Here is a 16,838-nt window from a genome sequence, read left to right as displayed (position 1 = left end):
CTCCCTTCGGGGGAGAGGTAAGGAAGAGAACCAATGACCTTCGACCTCGAAAAAGTCCGCGCCGATTTCCCGATCCTCTCCGAGGTCATCCACGGGAACCGGCTGGTCTATCTCGATAGCGGCGCCTCGGCCCAGAAGCCGGTGCAGGTGCTCGACCGCATGGACCATGCCTTCCGGCACGAATATGCCAATGTCCATCGGGGCCTCCATACGCTCGCCAATCGCGCCACCGAGGCCTACGAAGGCGGCCGCCAAGCGGCACAGAAATTCCTCAATGCGTCGCGTCCCGAAGAAATCGTCTTCACCAAATCTGCCACCGAGGCGATCAACCTGGTCGCATCCTCCTTTGCCGGCCCGCGCATCGGGGCAGGGGACGAGATCGTCACCACGATCATGGAGCACCACTCCAATATCGTGCCTTGGCATTTCCACCGCGAGCGCAAGGGCGCGGTCATCAAATGGGTCGATGTCCGCGACGATGGCAGCTTCGACCTCGACGCCTTCGCCGCCGCGCTGACCGACCGCACGCGTATGGTTGCGGTTACCCATATGTCCAACGTGCTGGGCACGGTGACCCCGATCAAGCAGGTCATCGAGATCGCCCACGCGAAAAATATCCCGGTGCTGATCGACGGCAGCCAGGGCGCGGTTCACGAGACGGTGGATGTCCAGGATCTCGACGCCGATTTCTATGTCATGACCGGCCACAAGCTCTATGGCCCCACCGGCATCGGCGTGCTCTATGGCAAATACGATCTCCTCGCCGAAATGCAGCCCTATCAGGGCGGCGGCGAGATGATCGATATGGTGACCATGGAGACGGTCACCTATAACGAGCCGCCCCACCGTTTCGAGGCCGGCACGCCCCCCATCGTCCAGGCCATCGGCCTCGGCGCGGCGCTGAGCTATATGGAAAGCCTTGGCCGCGACGCCGTCGCCGCCCATGAGCGCGACGTGGCCGAATATGCCCATGACCGCCTCAGCCGCATCAATTCGCTGCGCCTCATCGGCACGGCACCGGGCAAGGGCGGCATTTTCTCCTTCGAAATGGCGGGCGCCCACGCCCACGACGTCGCCACCATTCTCGATCGCTACGGCATTGCCGTCCGCGCCGGCACGCATTGTGCCATGCCGCTGCTCAAACGTTTCGGTGTCACCTCTACCTGCCGCGCCAGCCTCGCCCTATATAATGGCAAGGACGATGTGGACGCGCTGGTGGACGGCATCACCCGCGCCCAGAAATTTTTCGCCTGAACTGGTGGATACTATGACCGACGAAATCGCACCCGCTCCGACCATTCCCGAGAACCGGATCACCCCCAACGTGTCCGGCACGATGCCGGAGGCCGAGGTGGAACGCATCACTTCCGACCTGATCGGCGCGCTCAAGACGGTCTATGATCCGGAAATTCCGGTCGACATCTACGAGCTGGGCCTCATCTACAAGGTCGATCTCGATGACGACCGCAAGCTCACCATCGACATGACGCTGACCGCGCCGGGCTGCCCGGTGGCCGGGGAAATGCCCGGCTGGGTGGAGAATGCCGCCCGCGCCGTGGAAGGCATCCAGGATGTGGAAGTCAACATGGTGTTCGATCCCCCCTGGGATGCCTCGCGCATGAGCGAAGAAGCCCAGGTGGCCCTCAACTGGTGGTAATCCGGCGCGGTTCACGCTATATATCGTGAAATGCCGATAGAAAGTTCACCGATGGCCTTCAAGATCATGTCGCTGACCGATGCCGCCGCCGAGCGCATCACCGAGATCATGGAAGATTCCGACAAGCCGGTGATCGGCGTCCGCGTCGGCGTCAAGAATGCCGGTTGCGCCGGCATGGCCTATACGCTCGATTACGTGGCCGAGCCGGTCAAGGGCGACGACCATGTCAGCGACAAGGGCGTCGAAGTCTATATCGAGCCCAAGGCCACCATGTTCCTGCTTGGCACCGTCATGGATTTCGAACAGTCCAAGATGAGCTCCGGCTTCACCTTCAAGAACCCCAACCAGACCGGCGAATGCGGCTGCGGGGAAAGCGTGCAACTCAAGCCGGCGGATTTGAAGGCCATCGCCGAGGCCAGGGCAGGGGCCTGAGTGCCACGCCCTCGTGGTTCGAGGGTCGCTATGCTCCCACCTCACCATGAGGGCTACTGATCACCGAGCTCAAAGTAGCCCTCATGGTGAGGTGCGAGCCCTTCGCGAGCCTCGAACCACGAGGGCGTGGCACGATCTACCCAGTTGCACGGCGCGCCACCATGAGGCATCTATCCCGCCATGCTGAGCCCCCTCCCGCCCGCCCTCACCATCGTCCCGCCCGATCGCCCGCTTGTCGGCCGCGTCTCGCCGCCGGGCAGCAAATCCATCACCAATCGCGCTCTCCTGCTGGCCGCGCTCGCCAACGGCACCAGCCGCCTCACCGGCGCGCTCAAGAGCAAGGATACGACCCTGATGGCCGCCGCGTTGCGGCAGATGGGCGTCACCGTGGACGAGCCCGACGCGACGAGCTTTGTCGTCACCAGCACCGGCCGCCTGCAGCAGCCCACTGGCCCGCTCTTCCTCGGCAATGCCGGCACCGCCACCCGCTTTCTCACGGCGGCCGTTGCCACCGTCGATGGGGCTGTCATCGTCGATGGCGACGAGGAAATGCGCCTGCGCCCCATCGGCCCGCTGGTCACGGCGCTCCGCTCGCTCGGCATCGACGCCATCTGCGCCACCGGTTGCCCGCCGGTGACCATTCACGGCAATGGCAGCTTCGGCTCCGGCCGCGTCGAGATCGATGGAGGCCTCTCCAGCCAGTATGTCTCGGCCCTGCTGATGGCCGCGCCGCTGGGCCATGGCGCCATCACGGTCGCCCTGACGGGCAAGGAGATCGGCGCCCGCGGCTATGTCGACCTGACGCTGGCCGCCATGCGCAGCTTCGGCGCCGAAGTGGAACAGCTCGACGCCGGCACCTGGCGGGTCCAGCCATCAGGCTACACCGCCACCGGCTTCCGCATCGAGCCCGACGCCTCGGCCGCCACCTATCTCTGGGGGATCGAGGCGCTGACCGGTGGCCGGATCGATCTCGGCGTCGCCGCCGACGCCTTCACCCAACCCGACGCCGCTGCCCAGGCTGTCATCGCGCAATTTCCCAATATGCCTGCCGTCATCGATGGCTCGCAGATGCAGGACGCCGTCCCCACCCTGGCCGTGCTGGCCGCCTTCAACAACCACCCGGTGCGTTTCGTCGGTATCGCCAACCTGCGCGTCAAGGAAACCGACCGCATCCGCGCCGTTGCCAACGAGCTCAACCGCATCCTGCCGGGGCTTGGGACGGAGGAGGGGGATGATCTGCTGGTGGCCTCTGACCCCGAGCTGGCGGCACACAGCCGCCCCGCCCGCATCGAGACCTATCACGATCACCGCATCGCCATGAGCTTTGCCCTGGCGGGCCTGAAACTGCCCGGCATCACCATCCTCGACCCCGCCTGCACCGGCAAGACCTATCCGGACTATTGGGACATGCTGGCAGGCCTGGGCGTGCAATTGCAGCCGGCGACTTAAGCTGCCGACACGCCCGGCGCTTCGGCCTCTGCCTGCATCGTCTCCAGGTCCGTCTCGCTGACGACGCGGTTACGGCCGGCATGCTTGGCGGCATACAGGCAGCGGTCGGCGCGCTCGATCAGCATGGCCGCCGTGTCGTCTGCCCTATAGGCGGCGACGCCGAACGAGGCGGTGATGCGGCCCAGCTTCTCGTTGGTGGAACGCTTCAGCAGTTCCTTGGCCTGGATCGCCCTGCGGATATTCTCGGCCACGATCACGGCGCCCTCCATATCGGTCGAGGGCAGGATAGCGACGAATTCCTCGCCGCCATAGCGCGCCGCCAGGTCCTTGCCCTTGATATTGGATTTGAGCGTCATCGCCACCAGCCGCAACACCTGGTCGCCCGTCTGGTGGCCATAAGTGTCGTTGAAGTTCTTGAAGTGATCGATGTCGATGATCATCAGGCAGAGCGGCAGGTTATTTTCCGCCGCCTCGGCGATGGCCGCTTCCATACCCTCGTCGAAGCTCTTGCGGTTGGCAATCTTGGTCAGCGGGTCCAGCAGGGATTCGCGCCGGACATCGTCGAGATCGCGCTGCAGCGAAGCAATGTCGTCGCGGGAGGCTTCGAGCTTCTGCTCGAGCGCGCGATTGGTCTCCTGCATGCGCCGGGTCTCCGACAGCAGGCGCTCGGCCAGATCCTTCATCGCCACCGGCGAAATCTCGCGTTCCAGATCCCCGCTCGCCGATTGCAGCGAGCCGGAATAGGCATTCGCCGTCGTCATGGCGGAATCGATGGCCTCGTGCACCGCCTCGATGCGCGCATGCATGCGCTCCGAGACGTTGGACATGCGGTCGTTGACGTCAGATTTGAGGAATTCGTTGTAGAGCGTTTCCGCCAGGTTGGCCGATGGCGTGTCGCCACTGCGGAAGATGGCGTTGATTCGGTTGTTCAGCGTCGGATTGACGCCCGTCGCATAGGTGTAGAGCAGCTCATAGAACTGCGGATAGGGCGGAATCCCGCTGCGCTTGAGCAGGTCGAATGCCGAGTTGGCATAGCCGAGCGCGCGTTTGAATTCCTGTTCGGACACAGCTTCCCTCGCGCGTCGTTGCGCCGGACCCGGCCGCGCCTGAACCCCTCACGGGGCCGAGTCATCGATGATAACTATCGCGCTGGTATCAATGAATACAACTGGTGCGCCACAATAAAACGCCAGCTTACACAATGAAATAGCGCCCAACTAGCCGTCGGCGCGGGTGGGACGCAGCAAAAATGCCGGAATCGGACCGTCATTACCGAAAGGCGAGCTGCCATTGCCTGAATCCGAATCGTTTTCTTCGGCTTCCGGCCGCTGCCGGCCCCGGCCACGCTGCTGCCGCTGGCTACCGCGCGCCGCCTTGGCAGGCTCGGTGCGCGCGTCTTCCGTTACTGCAGCCGCCGCCTCGGCGGGCGCTGCCTTGGGCCGCGACCGATCCGGCTTGGGCCGCGCGGCAGCGGTCTTTTCGACGGGCGCCTTGGCCTCGGCCGGGGGCTGGGCGGCCTCCGCCTCGGCGCGGGTGCGCGGGCCACCGCGACGCGAGCGGGCCGGGCGCACCGGGCGCTCTTCGCTATCTTCGACAGGGGCCGCCTTTGCGCCGGTGTCGAGATACTCGATCGGCTTCTGCGTCAGCTTCAGGATCGCTTCGAGATGCTTGCCATCGGCCGGCGCCACCAGTGTATAGGCAACGCCCGAGCGTCCGGCGCGGCCGGTGCGGCCAATCCGGTGCACATAGTCTTCGGCATGCACCGGCACGTCGAAGTTGAACACATGGCTCACCGCCGGGATGTCGAGCCCGCGCGCCGCCACGTCGCTGGCGACCAAAAGGGTCAGCCGGTTGTTCTTGAACGCATCGAGTGTTTCCATGCGGCTCTTCTGGTCCATGTCGCCATGCAGCGCCCCGGCCGAAAAGCCATGCCGCTCCAGCGAGCGGGCGAGGGTCGCCACATCGCGCTTGCGATTGCAGAAGATGATGGCATTGGTCAGCCCGTCGGCGGCGCGGATACGGTCACGCAAGGCGGCGCGCTTGTCTTCCGGCTTGGACGAGACCTTGATCAGCTTCTGGTCGATCGTGTCGGCCGTCGATGCCGCGCGCGATACCTGCACATGCACCGGATCCTTGAGGAACTTCTTGGTCAGCTTCTCGATCTGGCCATCCATCGTGGCCGAGAACAGCATGGTCTGCCGGCGGGGCGGGAGGCGCGAGCAGATCTTTTCGATATCGTCGATGAAGCCCATGTCGAGCATGCGGTCGGCCTCGTCGATGACGAGGATTTCAACGCCGTTCAGCATGATCTTGCCGCGATCGATCTGGTCGAGCAGACGGCCCGGCGTGGCGATCAGCACGTCGACGCCGCGATCGAGCTTCTTGTTCTGGTCTTCGAACGACACGCCGCCGATGATCAGCGCCATCGTCAGCCGGTGGTTCTTGCCGTATTTCTCGAAATTCTCGCTTACCTGCGCCGCGAGTTCGCGCGTCGGTTCGAGAATGAGCGTGCGGGGCATGCGGGCGCGGGCGCGGCCGTTTTCCAGCAGCGTCAGCATGGGCAGCACGAAGCTCGCCGTCTTGCCGGTGCCGGTCTGGGCGATACCGATCAGGTCCTTCTTCTGCAGAAGGTGCGGGATGGCCTGCGCCTGGATTTCGGTTGGCTTGGTATAGCCGGCAGCCGTAACCGCGTCGGTGACTTTGGTGGACAGGCCCAGCCCGGAAAAATCGTCAGTCAAATCAGGTAATTCCACTCAGAAATGTGGCCCGGGGCCAGGTCCAGTCCGAGACATTCGAACGGTGCGCCGGGGTCTTCAGCAGTGGACCTGGAAAAGCAAGTTACGCGAACGCGTCCACGACTGGATCGGCCACCGAACGGGATTGCAGCAAGTGCAGCGACGAAGTGGCCCTGAGGCAGCTTGGCAGAGGCGGGTAATGTCGCGATGACAAACCGTCAAGCCAGAAATGCGCCAGCGGCGCGGACCATAGCGCAAAGCCCTTGCCTGTCAACGGCTTTGCAGACGTTAGGATTAATTGAGGCGGAAGCCACCGTGCCACGCCCTCGTGGTTCGAGGGGTGTGAAGAACGCGCACCTCACCATGAAGGCTACTGCAAACACGATGCTTCAACAGCCCTCATGGTGAGGTGGGAGCGCAGCGACCCTCGAACCACGAGGGCGTGGCACGATTCCTAAACATCCAGATCCGTCACAAATGCCGCATTCTCCTGGATGAAGTCGAACCGCGCTTCCGGCTTGGTGCCCATCAGCCGGTCGACGCTGATCCGGGTAGCATCGAGATCGTCGCGCACCTTCACCTGCAGCAGGGTCCGCGATTTCGGAGACATCGTCGTCTCGCGCAGATGCGCGAACGGCATTTCGCCCAGGCCCTTGAAGCGGGTCATGTCGACCTTGCCCTTGCCGGTGAACTCGGTCTCCATCAATTCGGCCTTGTGGGCGTCGTCGCGGGCATAGAGCGTCTTGCCGCCCTGGCTGATGCGATAGAGCGGGGGTAGCGCCAGGTAGAGGTGCCCGCCATCGATGAGCTTCGGCATTTCCTGAAAGAAAAACGTGATCAGCAGCGAGGCGATATGGGCGCCGTCGACATCGGCATCGGTCATCACGATGATCTTGTCGTAGCGCAGGTCGTCCTCGCGATAGCGGTCCCGCGTGCCGCAGCCCAGTGCCTGGATCAGGTCGGCGATAAGCTGGCTCGCCTGCATTTTCTCGCGGCTGGCCCCGGCCACGTTGAGAATCTTGCCGCGCAAGGGCAGCACCGCCTGGCTCATGCGGTTGCGCGCCTGCTTGGCCGAACCACCGGCCGAGTCACCCTCGACGATGAACAGTTCCGCCCCCTGCGCCGCGGTCTGCGTGCAGTCGGCCAGCTTGCCGGGCAGGCGCAGCTTGCGCGTAGCGCTGGCCCGGTCGATTTCCTTTTCCTTGCGCCGGCGCAGCCGTTCCTCGGCGCGCTCGATGGCCCAGTCGAGCAGCTTCCCCGCCTGGTTGGGCGAGGCGGCCAGCCAGTGGTCGAAGGCATCGCGCAGGGCGGTATCGACAATGCGCGTCGCCTCGCCCGAAGCCAGCTTATCCTTGGTCTGCCCGACGAATTCGGGCTCGCGCACGAAGACCGACAGCATGGCGCTGCAATGGGCAAAGATGTCCTCGGCCGTGAGGATGGCCGCGCCCTTGTTCTTGGTCAGCTCGGCATAGTTCTTGAGGCCGCGGAGCAGGGCGGTGCGCAGGCCCGCTTCATGCGTGCCGCCATCGGGCGTCGGCACGGTGTTGCAATAGGACGAAACCCCGCCATCGCCCAAAGTCCAGGCAATGGCCCATTCCACCGCGCCATGCGTGCCGGCCTTGCCGTGGACGCCGGCGAACAGGTCGTCGACAATGCGCGTCTCGCCCTCGATGCGGGCGGCCATGAAGTCCTTGAGGCCGTTGGGATAGTGGAACACCGCCTTGGCGGGCGCGTCCTCGGTCACCAGCGACTCGTCGCAGCTCCAGCGCAGTTCCACGCCCGCGAAAAGGTACGCCTTGGCGCGCGTCATGCGGTAGAGGCGGGCAGCCGAAAAATGCGCGTGATCGCCGAAGATTTGCGGATCGGGATGGAAGCGCGTCGTGGTGCCGCGACGATTCTGCACCCGGCCCAGGGCCTCGATCTCGCCCAGCGGCTTGCCGCGTGAAAAGGCCAGCCGGTGCAGCTGCTGCTCGCGCGCCACCTCGACGATGAGGCTGTCGCTGAGCGCATTGACCACCGAAACGCCGACGCCATGCAGGCCGCCCGAGGTCTCATAGGCCTTGGAATCGAATTTGCCGCCGGCATGGAGCACCGTGTGGACGATTTCCAGCGTCGAGCGGCCGGGATATTTCGGATGGTTCTCGACCGGAATACCACGGCCGTTGTCGGAGACGGTGATGAAGCCGTCCTCGCCCAGATGCACCTCGATGCGGGTCGCATGGCCGGCAATAGCCTCGTCCATCGAATTGTCGATGACTTCGGCAAACAGGTGATGCAGCGCATTGGCGTCGGTGCCGCCGATATACATGCCCGGCCGGCGTCGCACCGGCTCCAGCCCTTCCAGCACCTCGATATCGGCAGCCGAATACGAACCCGCGGCGGGCGCGGACTTGGGCGCGGACTCGGGCGCCGGCTTGGCTGGTTCGGGCAGGCGCTCGGGGTCGTCCCCGCCGCCGAAAAGGTCTTCTGCTTGCGACATGCACATTCCGTCTTTGCGCCCGAATCGGGCGATTCCGCCTTTTAGCATATCCCAGCCGGCCGCCCGACCATGCTGGAACCACTTGCCGTCCAGGGCTTTGTCCACAAAGCTGAACGCCGGATGAACGGCCGGTTCCGCCTGGGTTCAAGCTGGAACCGCTTTTGTGTCAGATCGCACCAGCCAGGAGGCTATTCATGACCAGGTCCATTGCCATCGCCCTGACCGCACTGCTGCTCGCCGCGGGCCTGGCCGCTCCGGCCCAGGCGCAGTCTTTCCGCTTCGGCATCTTCTTTGGTGACGAGGCGTCGGACTTCTATCCCGAGCGCATCACCTGCATGAGCGACTATCAGATCCGCCAGGCGGTAGCCCATCGCGGCTACACCAACATCTACCTCAACGTCATGATGGAAAAGCATGTCGAGGTGCGCGCCACCCGCGACGGCTGGGTCTACCTGCTCGATTTCAACTACTGCACCGGCCGCATCGAGGGCCGCACCCAGCTGCGCCCGGCCGGGTAGGCCTTTCTTGCGAAGCAAGGCGGGTGAGGGGGCCTTCCCCACGCACCTCACCCAGTAAAGGCCCCCTCACCCGGCGCTGCGCGCCGACCTCTCCCTCGAAGGGAGAGGTAAGAATCCCAACTCCATACAAATCCGTCCCAAGATCGGCCGGCTGGTTTACGTTCCGTTTGCTTCTTGAAAGCACTTTCTTAAAGGCGCGCTGCTACAACCACTTCATACGGTTTTGTCTGGAGTTGCCGTATGCGAACCGACCGGGATCCTCGTTCTGCGTACCAGGTCTCTGCTGGTTCGGTTATATCAGGTGTTTGGCCGCAAGCCGGGTTTTCAGGTATTGCGTACCGGCTGGCCAAGCTCACCGCCCCGCGTTCCGGGGTCGTCGCGCTGGTCGCGGCCATGTTCTATTTCCTTTGATCGCCGTCGATTGATTTCCGCCGCCCGCGCGGCTATTGATCGCTCTACGCTGCAATACCGTCAGGGGAGGGCGCAATGACTTTCATGTTCGAGCACCGCTCCCGTGGCCCTGTTCACGCCCTGTGGCATCAGCTGCAGGGCTGACCGGTACTGGTACGGACTTCCTCCCTGTCTCTCCCATTCTGGTTTGCCCTTCGTGGCGGTTCCTGACCGCCTGACAGGATTTTGGCGCTCGCTAGCGCCGCACCAGTGAGACAAGACAATGGGCTCCATCAGCCTCCGCAATGCCGGCCTCGTGGCCACGGACACTCTCTTTTCCAACCTCAATTTCGTCATCGGTGACGGCGATCGCGTCGGCCTCGTCGCCGGCAATGGCCGCGGCAAGACCACGCTGCTGCGCGCCATGGCCGGGCAGGGCGAACTGACCGCGGGCGATATCGTCCGCTCGCGCGGCCTCACCGTTGGCTATGTCGAGCAGGACATGCCTTCAGCCAGCATGGGCCTCACCCTCTACGGGGCGGTGCTGGAAGCCCTGCCGCCCGCTGACCGCGATACCGATAGCTGGCGGGTCGATGTGGTGCTCGACGAATTCGAGACCCCCGACGCCATGCGTAACCGTAAGCTGACCGAATTGAGCGGCGGCTGGCAGCGCATCGCGCTGATCGCCCGCTGCTGGGTGCTGCAACCCGACGCCATGCTGCTGGATGAGCCGACCAACCATCTCGATCTCGGCAAGCTGTTCCAACTCGAAAACTGGATCAACCGGGCGGCCCGCAACATTCCCGTGGTCATTGCCAGCCATGACCGGCAGTTCCTCGACGCCACCACCAACCGCACGCTGTTCCTGCGACCCGATGCCAGCCACTATTTCGCGCTGCCCTACAGCAAGGCCCGGCTGGCCCTCGCCGAAGCCGACGAGGCCGCCGAGGCGAAACGCGAAAAGGATCTCAAGGAGGTCAGCCGCCTGCGCAAGCAGGCCGCCAAGCTCACCAATATCGGCATAAATTCGGGCAGCGACCTGCTGACGGTGAAATCGAAATACCTGCGCGAGCGCGCTGAGAAGATCGAGAATGCCGTGCTGTCGCTGCACAAGGAGCGCAGCGGCGAGATCCGGCTGGGCAATAGCGGCGCCCAGGCCAGGGTCATGCTCGCCGTTGAAAATGTCGATGTCACCAGCCCCGTCGGCGACAAGCTGTTTCATATCGACAAGCTGCATGTGTTCCAGGGCGATCGGCTGGTCATCCTGGGCCGCAACGGCACCGGCAAGTCCCAGTTTATCGGCCTCGTCCACCGCGCCATGACCGGGGCTGAAACAGCAGGCACCCGGGTCAGTCCGCAAGTGGTGCCCGGCTATGTCGACCAGGCCATGAGCTTTCTGCCGGCGCGGCAATCCCCGCTCGCCTACATTACCGGCCAGTTCGACCAGGGCGACCAGCGCAGCAAGAGCCTGCTGGCGGCGGCCGGCTTCGCCGTCGAAAAGCAGGAACGGCCCATTGCCGAAATGTCCTTCGGCCAGCGCGCCCGGTTGGGCCTGTTGGCCATTCGCCTGCTGGAGCCCAATTTCTACCTGCTCGACGAGCCCACCAACCATGTGGACATTCCGGGGCAGGAGCGGCTGGAGGACGAAATCCTCACCCATGGCGCCACCTGCATCCTGGTTTCGCACGATCGCAGCTTTGTGCGCGGACTCGGTAACCGGTTCCTGGTGATCGAAAATCGCCGGCTGCGGGAAGTCGACAGTCCCGAGGCCCATTTTGCAGCTATGGCGCAGGAGGCATCCTGGCCTTAGGGCGTCGCTAACCATGCGATAAATTGATGCTGGCCTACGCCCGGCGAGGGGCCAAACTCGCCGGTAAATTGGGAGAAGTCCTTAAGAACTACGACTTATGGTTTCTCTGGAATCGGAACTATTGGGGATGAGGGACCCATGTTTCAAAGCGCTGATGGTGGTAGCACACCGTCACGATCGCATTTTGACTGGCACGACGTCCGTTTTATCGGCGCCGTAGCGGGTCGGTATGCACTCTCCGACAGGCGGGTTGGCGACGATGGCAAGGTGTCGGTCTATGCGTGCCGCCTCTGCTCGATCTCGACCCGCCTGGCCGTGGTCGTCGGGCCGGTGGTCGGTCGCGAAGGCGAATCCGTGACTGCCCATTTCGACGAGTTCGGCATTCTGCGTGGCAAGATCAGCCGCAAGCTTCCCTCCGGCTTCGTCATGGAATTGATGCTGAACGACACCGATCGCAACAAGCTGGGCGGCAAGATCGTCTGGCAGAAGAAGCGGGTGCACGAGCAGGTTCCCGACAAGCGCGACCATAAGCGCATCCTGCCGCGCGATCCCCGCACCGTCCTGACCCTGGGCGACGGCACACAGATGCCCTGTTTCGTCATCGATATTTCGCAGTCCGGCATCGCGGTTTCGGCCGATATCTGGCCCGGCCTCGGCACGCCCATGGCCATCGGCAAGCTCGTCGGGCGCGTCGTGCGCTATCTCGACGTCGGTTTCGCCCTGCAATTCATCCAGCTCCAGGAGATCGACCAACTCGAAATCCTCATGGCTCCGCCGGTCGAATGAGGGCCTCCTGCCACCCCCGGCAGGATGAAGTTTTGCTTACTCCGATCACGAAAGCTGCAGACCAGAGGTGAACACCGCCTTCACCGCCGCCCCGTATCATCCCTGAACGAGTCATCACCGGGAGGCGTCATGCCGGCGACAGAGATCGACCACAGCCTGCACAACATCAGCACCGTGGCCGGGCGCTACGGTCTTGGCCGGCAGCCCCTGAGGCCGGGCATCAACATCTTCGCCTGCCGCCTGCGGACCATCTCGCCCACCGGTTTCGTTGTCGCGGCGCCGGTCATCGGCGCGATAGGCGAGTGCGTCTCGGCCAGCTTCGCGCCGTTCGGCAATCTGCATGGGCACATCGCACGCCATGTCGCCGATGGCTTCGCGGTCGATCTCGACAATGCCGAGCCCGGCCTTGCCGATCGCATCGAAGCCTTCCGCCACAAGCCCTGGCACGGCCTTGCCGACAAGCGGGCCGAAAAGCGCTTCATGCCCGCCGAGCCCCGCTCGGTCATCATTCTCGAAGGCGGCGACGTGCTGCCCTGCCTCGTCGTCGATTATTCCGCCTCGGGCGCCGCCATTTCTGCTGATACCACGCCGGCCGTCGGCGCGCCGGTGACCATCGGCCATGTGCCCGCCCGCGTGGTGCGCCTGTTCGACGTGGGCTTTGCCGTCCATTTCGACACGCGCCAGCCGCAAGACGAAATCGAGGGCCTGCTCGAAGCCCCGCTCGAATGGCGCCGCGCCGTAACCGTGCTGCAGCCGCGCCATATCGACACCAGCGAGCCCGGCGACACGGACGAAGGCTACGGCTACGACTGACAAAGCAAAAGGGCCCCTGTCGGGGCCCTTTCTCATTCAGTCACCAGCCTTAGGCCGAGTAGTACATTTCATACTCGACCGGATGCGGGGTCTGCTCGAACTTGACGACTTCGGTCATCTTCAGCTCGATGTAGCTCTCGATCTGGTCGTTGTCGAACACGCCGCCGGCCAGCAGGAACTCGCGGTCCTTGTCGAGGCTGGCAAGCGCTTCACGCAGCGAACCGCAGACATGGGGGATCTGCATCAGTTCCTGGCGCGGCAGCTCGTACAGGTCCTTGTCCATCGGATCGCCGGGGTGGATCTTGTTCTTGATGCCGTCGAGGCCGGCCATCAGCATGGCCGAGAAGGCCAGGTACGGGTTGGCCAGCGGATCGGGGAAGCGGATTTCGATGCGCTTGGACTTCGGCGACTGGCCGAAGGGAATACGGCACGAGGCCGAACGGTTACGGGCCGAATAGGCCAGCAGCACGGGGGCTTCGAAGCCGGGCACCAGGCGCTTGTAGCTGTTGGTGGTCGGGTTGGTGAAGGCGTTGATCGCCTTGGCATGCTTGATGATGCCGCCGATGTAATACAGCGCTTCCATGCTGAGGCCGGCATACTGGTCGCCGGCAAACAGCGGCTTGCCGTCCTTCCAGATCGACTGGTGGCAATGCATGCCCGAGCCGTTATCGCCGAAGATCGGCTTGGGCATGAAGGTCACGGTCTTGCCATAGGCATTGGCGACCTGGTGGATGACATATTTGTAGATCTGCACGTCGTCGGCAGCCTTGATCATCGGCGCGAACTTGATGCCGAGCTCATGCTGGGCCGAAGCCACTTCGTGGTGGTGCTTTTCGACGACCACGCCCATGTCGGCCATGGCCGCCAGCATCTCGCCGCGGATATCCTGCGCGCTGTCCAGCGGCGGCACCGGGAAATAGCCCTTCTTGAGACCGATATGGTGGCCGGTATTGCCGGCTTCATAGGCGGTGTCGTTGTTGGACGGCAGTTCGGGATGGTCGACTTCAAAACCCACCTTGTAGGAGGTGTTGGAATATTTGACGTCATCGAACAGGAAGAATTCGGGCTCGGCGCCGAAAACCACGGTGTCGCCGATGCCGGACGCCTTGAGGAACGCCTCGGCCTTCTTGGCCGTGGTGCGCGGGTCGCGGCTATAGGGCTGGTAGGTCAGCGGTTCGAGAATGTCGCAGTTCACCACCAGCGTAGAGGCGCCGAAGAAGGGATCCATATAGTGCGAGTTCGGATCGGGCATGAGAACCATGTCGGACTCGTTGATGGCCTTCCAGCCACCGATCGAGGAACCGTCGAACATGGTGCCTTCTTCGAACAGGTCTTCATCGACGATGGAAACGTCGAGCGTGACATGCTGCAGCTTGCCGCGCGGGTCGGTGAAGCGCAGGTCGAGATACTTGATGTTCTCGTCTTTGATGCGCTTGAGGAGGTCAGCTCCGGTGGTCATTTAGGTATTCCCCTGTCTAAACGGAATGCTTTGTTTGTCATCACGGCGAGCCGCGCCCGGGGTGGAGGCCCCTAGAGCGCGTCGTCGCCGAATTCTCCGGTACGGATTCGAATGGCCTGCTCGATCGAGTAGACGAAAATCTTGCCGTCGCCGATGCGACCGGTTTGCGCCGCATTGCGGATCGCCTCGATGGCCTTTTCGGCCAGCTCGTCGGGGCACACGACTTCCACTTTCACCTTGGGCAGGAAATCGACGACATATTCGGCGCCGCGGTAAAGTTCGGTATGGCCCTTCTGGCGCCCGAAGCCCTTGGCCTCGGTCACGGTGATGCCTTGCAGGCCCACTTCCTGAAGCGCCTCTTTGACTTCGTCGAGCTTGAACGGCTTTACGATAGCCTCGATCTTTTTCATGTGAGCCTCCGGTGTCGTATGCGGCAGTTACCGCAAGCCCGTATGCACGGCCTGTGCCAGCCCGCCAGGAAGCCAAAAATGCTTGTCCGGAGAAGGACTTACAGGGATAGTCCGATGCTGGTGACCGTGCAGGGCGAGGGGTGGTTGTTCAAAACATCGGCAACATGCACAAGTTTTGTGCAATCGTCCAGCAATTGGCACCTCATTGCTGGCACGATAGCGCGCATAATGATGCTTATGGCGCCAGTTCGCGGCGGGGCCTCCATTCCCACCAAATCCCCACTCTAGGCTTTGACGGGCTTTCCATCTTCATATAGATGCAACGCCAACCCGGCCAACGGGTCCTTTTGCGGGTGTGGCGGAACTGGTAGACGCACTGGATTTAGGTTCCAGCGCCGCAAGGCGTGGAGGTTCGAGTCCTCTCACCCGCACCATCTAGGGACCAGGCCCTGACATTAATGAATACGGGACATGAACCGAATGCAGGTTACCGAAACCCTCAATGAAGGCCTGAAGCGCAAGCTGAGCGTTACTATTCCGGCCGCCGCCCTCAATGAGCGCCTTGGCGCCAAGCTCGAAGAGCTCAAGGGCCAGGCCAACATCAAGGGCTTCCGTCCCGGCAAGGTGCCGCTGGCCCATATCAAGAAGATGTTCGGCCGCTCGGCCATGTCGGAAGTCATGACCGACGCCATCAATTCCACCGTCTCCGACACGCTCGACGAGCGCAAGGAACGCGCGGCCGCCCAGCCCAAGGTCGATCTGCCCGACGATCAGGCCGTCATCAACGACGTGCTCGATGGCAAGGCCGACCTGGCTTTCGAAGTCGAATATGAAGTGCTGCCGCCCGTCACGCTGATGAAGCTCGACGGCATCAAGCTCGACAGGCCGGTGATCGACATCACCGACGAGGAAGTCACCGCCGAAGTGAACCGCGTCTTCGCCCAGAACCGCGGCTATACCGACAAGGGTGACGAAGGCGTCGTCGAGACCGGCGACCGCCTCGGCCTCTCCTTCGTCGGCAAGATCAAGGGCAAGCCCTTCGATGGCGGCACGTCCGATCATGCCCACCTGACCGTCGGCGCCGGCGAATTCATCCCCGGCTTCGAAGAGCAGCTTGTCGGCATGAAGAAGGGCGAGACCCGCGAAATCGAAGTGACCTTCCCTAAGGATTACCAGAGCGACGAACTCGCCGGTAAGAAGGCCCAGTTCGAAGTCACTATCCTCCATGTCGACGGCCCCAACCAGGGCGATCTCGACGACGACTTCGCCAAGCGCCTCGGCGTCGAAAATGTCGAAGCCATGCGTGAAGCCGTCAAGACGCAGATGGAAGCCGCTCTCGCCTCGATGAGCCGCCAGCATGTCAAGCGCCAGATCCTCGACGCCCTGGACGATGGCCATAAGTTCGATGTCCCGGCCCAGCTCGTGGATGCCGAGTTCAACACCATCTGGCAGCGCGTCCAGCATGAAGTAGAAAGCCACGGCCGCTCCTTCGAGGATGAAGGCACCACCGAGGAAGCCGCCCGCGAGCAGTATCGCACCATCGCCGAGCGCCGCGTGCGCCTGGGTCTGGTCGTCGCCGAAATCGGCAACCAGAACGAAGTCGAGGTCACCGAGGAAGAGCACCAGCAGGCGCTCATCGCCGAAGTGCGCCGCTTCCCCGGCCAGGAACAGCAGGTTTACGACTACTACCGCAAGAACCCGCAGGCTCTCGCCGGTCTCCGCGCCCCCGTCTTCGAAAACAAGGTCGTCGACTTTGTCGCCGAAAAGGGCACGATCACCGACAAGAAGATGACCCGCACCGAACTGGCCAAGCTGATCCAGGCCGACGAGGACGAGGTTCCCGAAGAGCACCACCACTAAGCTCTGACCCATCAAATTCAAAGCCGTCCAGAAATGGGCG

General features: G+C 63.2%; 14 protein-coding genes and 1 tRNA gene. 10 read left to right on the top strand and 5 right to left on the bottom strand.

Annotation, left to right across the window (positions count from 1 at the left end; all coding sequences use genetic code 11):
* Positions 1 to 33 precede the first annotated feature (33 nt).
* The 4 genes from ASD04_RS02130 (at position 34) to aroA (ending at position 3,538) form a co-directional block, all read left to right on the top strand.
* On the top strand, positions 34 to 1,254 hold the full coding sequence (locus ASD04_RS02130; RefSeq protein WP_056251810.1) for a cysteine desulfurase: 1,221 nt from the start codon (positions 34 to 36) through the stop codon (positions 1,252 to 1,254).
* Positions 1,255 to 1,267: 13 nt separating this feature from the next.
* Positions 1,268 to 1,657 (top strand): SUF system Fe-S cluster assembly protein, encoded by a 390-nt coding sequence (locus tag ASD04_RS02125; protein WP_056251807.1) that lies wholly within the window; start codon positions 1,268 to 1,270, stop codon positions 1,655 to 1,657.
* 51 nt (positions 1,658 to 1,708) lie between these two features.
* Positions 1,709 to 2,089, top strand: coding sequence for an iron-sulfur cluster assembly accessory protein (locus tag ASD04_RS02120; protein WP_244488223.1), 381 nt, complete (start codon positions 1,709 to 1,711; stop codon positions 2,087 to 2,089).
* Between the two features lie 180 nt (positions 2,090 to 2,269).
* Positions 2,270 to 3,538 carry a 3-phosphoshikimate 1-carboxyvinyltransferase gene (gene aroA, locus ASD04_RS02115; protein ID WP_056251801.1) on the top strand — a complete coding sequence of 423 codons (1,269 nt, stop codon included), beginning with the start codon at positions 2,270 to 2,272 and terminating at the stop codon, positions 3,536 to 3,538.
* Here aroA and ASD04_RS02110 read toward each other — a convergent pair.
* The 3 genes from ASD04_RS02110 to parE all read right to left on the bottom strand — a co-directional run bounded on the left by ASD04_RS02110 (position 3,535) and on the right by parE (position 8,752).
* The gene (locus ASD04_RS02110) at positions 3,535 to 4,605 is read right to left on the bottom strand and encodes a GGDEF domain-containing protein (RefSeq protein WP_056251798.1); all 1,071 of its coding nucleotides are present in this window, start codon (positions 4,603 to 4,605) and stop codon (positions 3,535 to 3,537) included. The two genes, aroA and ASD04_RS02110, sit on opposite strands and share 4 nt — an antisense overlap.
* Before the next feature lie 150 nt (positions 4,606 to 4,755).
* On the bottom strand, positions 4,756 to 6,276 hold the full coding sequence (locus tag ASD04_RS02105; RefSeq protein WP_056251796.1) for a DEAD/DEAH box helicase: 1,521 nt from the start codon (positions 6,274 to 6,276) through the stop codon (positions 4,756 to 4,758).
* Between the two features lie 451 nt (positions 6,277 to 6,727).
* Positions 6,728 to 8,752, bottom strand: a complete 2,025-nt coding sequence (gene parE / locus ASD04_RS02100; RefSeq protein WP_056251793.1) for a DNA topoisomerase IV subunit B — start codon at positions 8,750 to 8,752, stop codon at positions 6,728 to 6,730.
* Positions 8,753 to 8,946: 194 nt separating this feature from the next.
* Here parE and ASD04_RS02095 point away from each other — a divergent pair, with 194 nt between their 5' ends.
* The 4 genes from ASD04_RS02095 (at position 8,947) to ASD04_RS02080 (ending at position 13,069) form a co-directional block, all read left to right on the top strand.
* Positions 8,947 to 9,270: a hypothetical protein gene (locus tag ASD04_RS02095; RefSeq protein WP_056251790.1), complete on the top strand. Its 324-nt coding sequence runs from the start codon at positions 8,947 to 8,949 to the stop codon at positions 9,268 to 9,270.
* A 673-nt stretch (positions 9,271 to 9,943) separates the two neighbouring features.
* Positions 9,944 to 11,470, top strand: coding sequence for an ATP-binding cassette domain-containing protein (locus tag ASD04_RS02090; protein ID WP_056251787.1), 1,527 nt, complete (start codon positions 9,944 to 9,946; stop codon positions 11,468 to 11,470).
* A gap of 138 nt (positions 11,471 to 11,608) precedes the next feature.
* The gene (locus tag ASD04_RS02085) at positions 11,609 to 12,256 is read left to right on the top strand and encodes a PilZ domain-containing protein (protein WP_156461095.1); all 648 of its coding nucleotides are present in this window, start codon (positions 11,609 to 11,611) and stop codon (positions 12,254 to 12,256) included.
* 129 nt (positions 12,257 to 12,385) lie between these two features.
* The gene (locus ASD04_RS02080; RefSeq protein ID WP_056251783.1) at positions 12,386 to 13,069 is read left to right on the top strand and encodes a PilZ domain-containing protein; all 684 of its coding nucleotides are present in this window, start codon (positions 12,386 to 12,388) and stop codon (positions 13,067 to 13,069) included.
* 49 nt (positions 13,070 to 13,118) lie between these two features.
* Here the strand turns inward: ASD04_RS02080 and glnA are convergent, their stop codons facing one another.
* Complete coding sequence (gene glnA, locus ASD04_RS02075) at positions 13,119 to 14,528, bottom strand: type I glutamate--ammonia ligase (protein WP_056251779.1); 1,410 nt, start codon at positions 14,526 to 14,528, stop codon at positions 13,119 to 13,121.
* 71 nt (positions 14,529 to 14,599) lie between these two features.
* Positions 14,600 to 14,938: a P-II family nitrogen regulator gene (locus ASD04_RS02070; RefSeq protein ID WP_035079039.1), complete on the bottom strand. Its 339-nt coding sequence runs from the start codon at positions 14,936 to 14,938 to the stop codon at positions 14,600 to 14,602.
* Between the two features lie 349 nt (positions 14,939 to 15,287).
* Here ASD04_RS02070 and ASD04_RS02065 point away from each other — a divergent pair.
* Positions 15,288 to 15,372 (top strand) — tRNA-Leu (locus ASD04_RS02065).
* 37 nt (positions 15,373 to 15,409) lie between these two features.
* Positions 15,410 to 16,798, top strand: a complete 1,389-nt coding sequence (tig, locus tag ASD04_RS02060) for a trigger factor (RefSeq protein ID WP_244488222.1) — start codon at positions 15,410 to 15,412, stop codon at positions 16,796 to 16,798.
* The last annotated feature ends 40 nt before the right edge of the window (positions 16,799 to 16,838 follow it).

It is taken from the genome of Devosia sp. Root436 (genome assembly GCF_001426345.1).
In the GTDB taxonomy this organism is placed as follows: domain Bacteria; phylum Pseudomonadota; class Alphaproteobacteria; order Rhizobiales; family Devosiaceae; genus Devosia.
Note: the sequence above shows the minus strand (reverse complement) of the source record. Positions and strands in the feature narration are given on the sequence as shown.

What these genes read in the sequence shown, in the direction of transcription:
- ASD04_RS02080 (WP_056251783.1), top strand. Translation starts at nt 12,386, where the DNA reads ATGCCGGCGACAGAGATCGACCACAGCCTGCACAACATCAGCACCGTG.
- ASD04_RS02085 (WP_156461095.1), top strand. Translation starts at nt 11,609, where the DNA reads ATGTTTCAAAGCGCTGATGGTGGTAGCACACCGTCACGATCGCATTTT.
- ASD04_RS02070 (WP_035079039.1), bottom strand. Translation starts at nt 14,938, where the DNA reads ATGAAAAAGATCGAGGCTATCGTAAAGCCGTTCAAGCTCGACGAAGTC.
- parE (WP_056251793.1), bottom strand. Translation starts at nt 8,752, where the DNA reads ATGTCGCAAGCAGAAGACCTTTTCGGCGGCGGGGACGACCCCGAGCGC.
- ASD04_RS02120 (WP_244488223.1), top strand. Translation starts at nt 1,709, where the DNA reads ATGGCCTTCAAGATCATGTCGCTGACCGATGCCGCCGCCGAGCGCATC.
- ASD04_RS02125 (WP_056251807.1), top strand. Translation starts at nt 1,268, where the DNA reads ATGACCGACGAAATCGCACCCGCTCCGACCATTCCCGAGAACCGGATC.
- tig (WP_244488222.1), top strand. Translation starts at nt 15,410, where the DNA reads ATGAACCGAATGCAGGTTACCGAAACCCTCAATGAAGGCCTGAAGCGC.
- glnA (WP_056251779.1), bottom strand. Translation starts at nt 14,528, where the DNA reads ATGACCACCGGAGCTGACCTCCTCAAGCGCATCAAAGACGAGAACATC.
- ASD04_RS02090 (WP_056251787.1), top strand. Translation starts at nt 9,944, where the DNA reads ATGGGCTCCATCAGCCTCCGCAATGCCGGCCTCGTGGCCACGGACACT.
- ASD04_RS02095 (WP_056251790.1), top strand. Translation starts at nt 8,947, where the DNA reads ATGACCAGGTCCATTGCCATCGCCCTGACCGCACTGCTGCTCGCCGCG.
- ASD04_RS02130 (WP_056251810.1), top strand. Translation starts at nt 34, where the DNA reads ATGACCTTCGACCTCGAAAAAGTCCGCGCCGATTTCCCGATCCTCTCC.
- aroA (WP_056251801.1), top strand. Translation starts at nt 2,270, where the DNA reads ATGCTGAGCCCCCTCCCGCCCGCCCTCACCATCGTCCCGCCCGATCGC.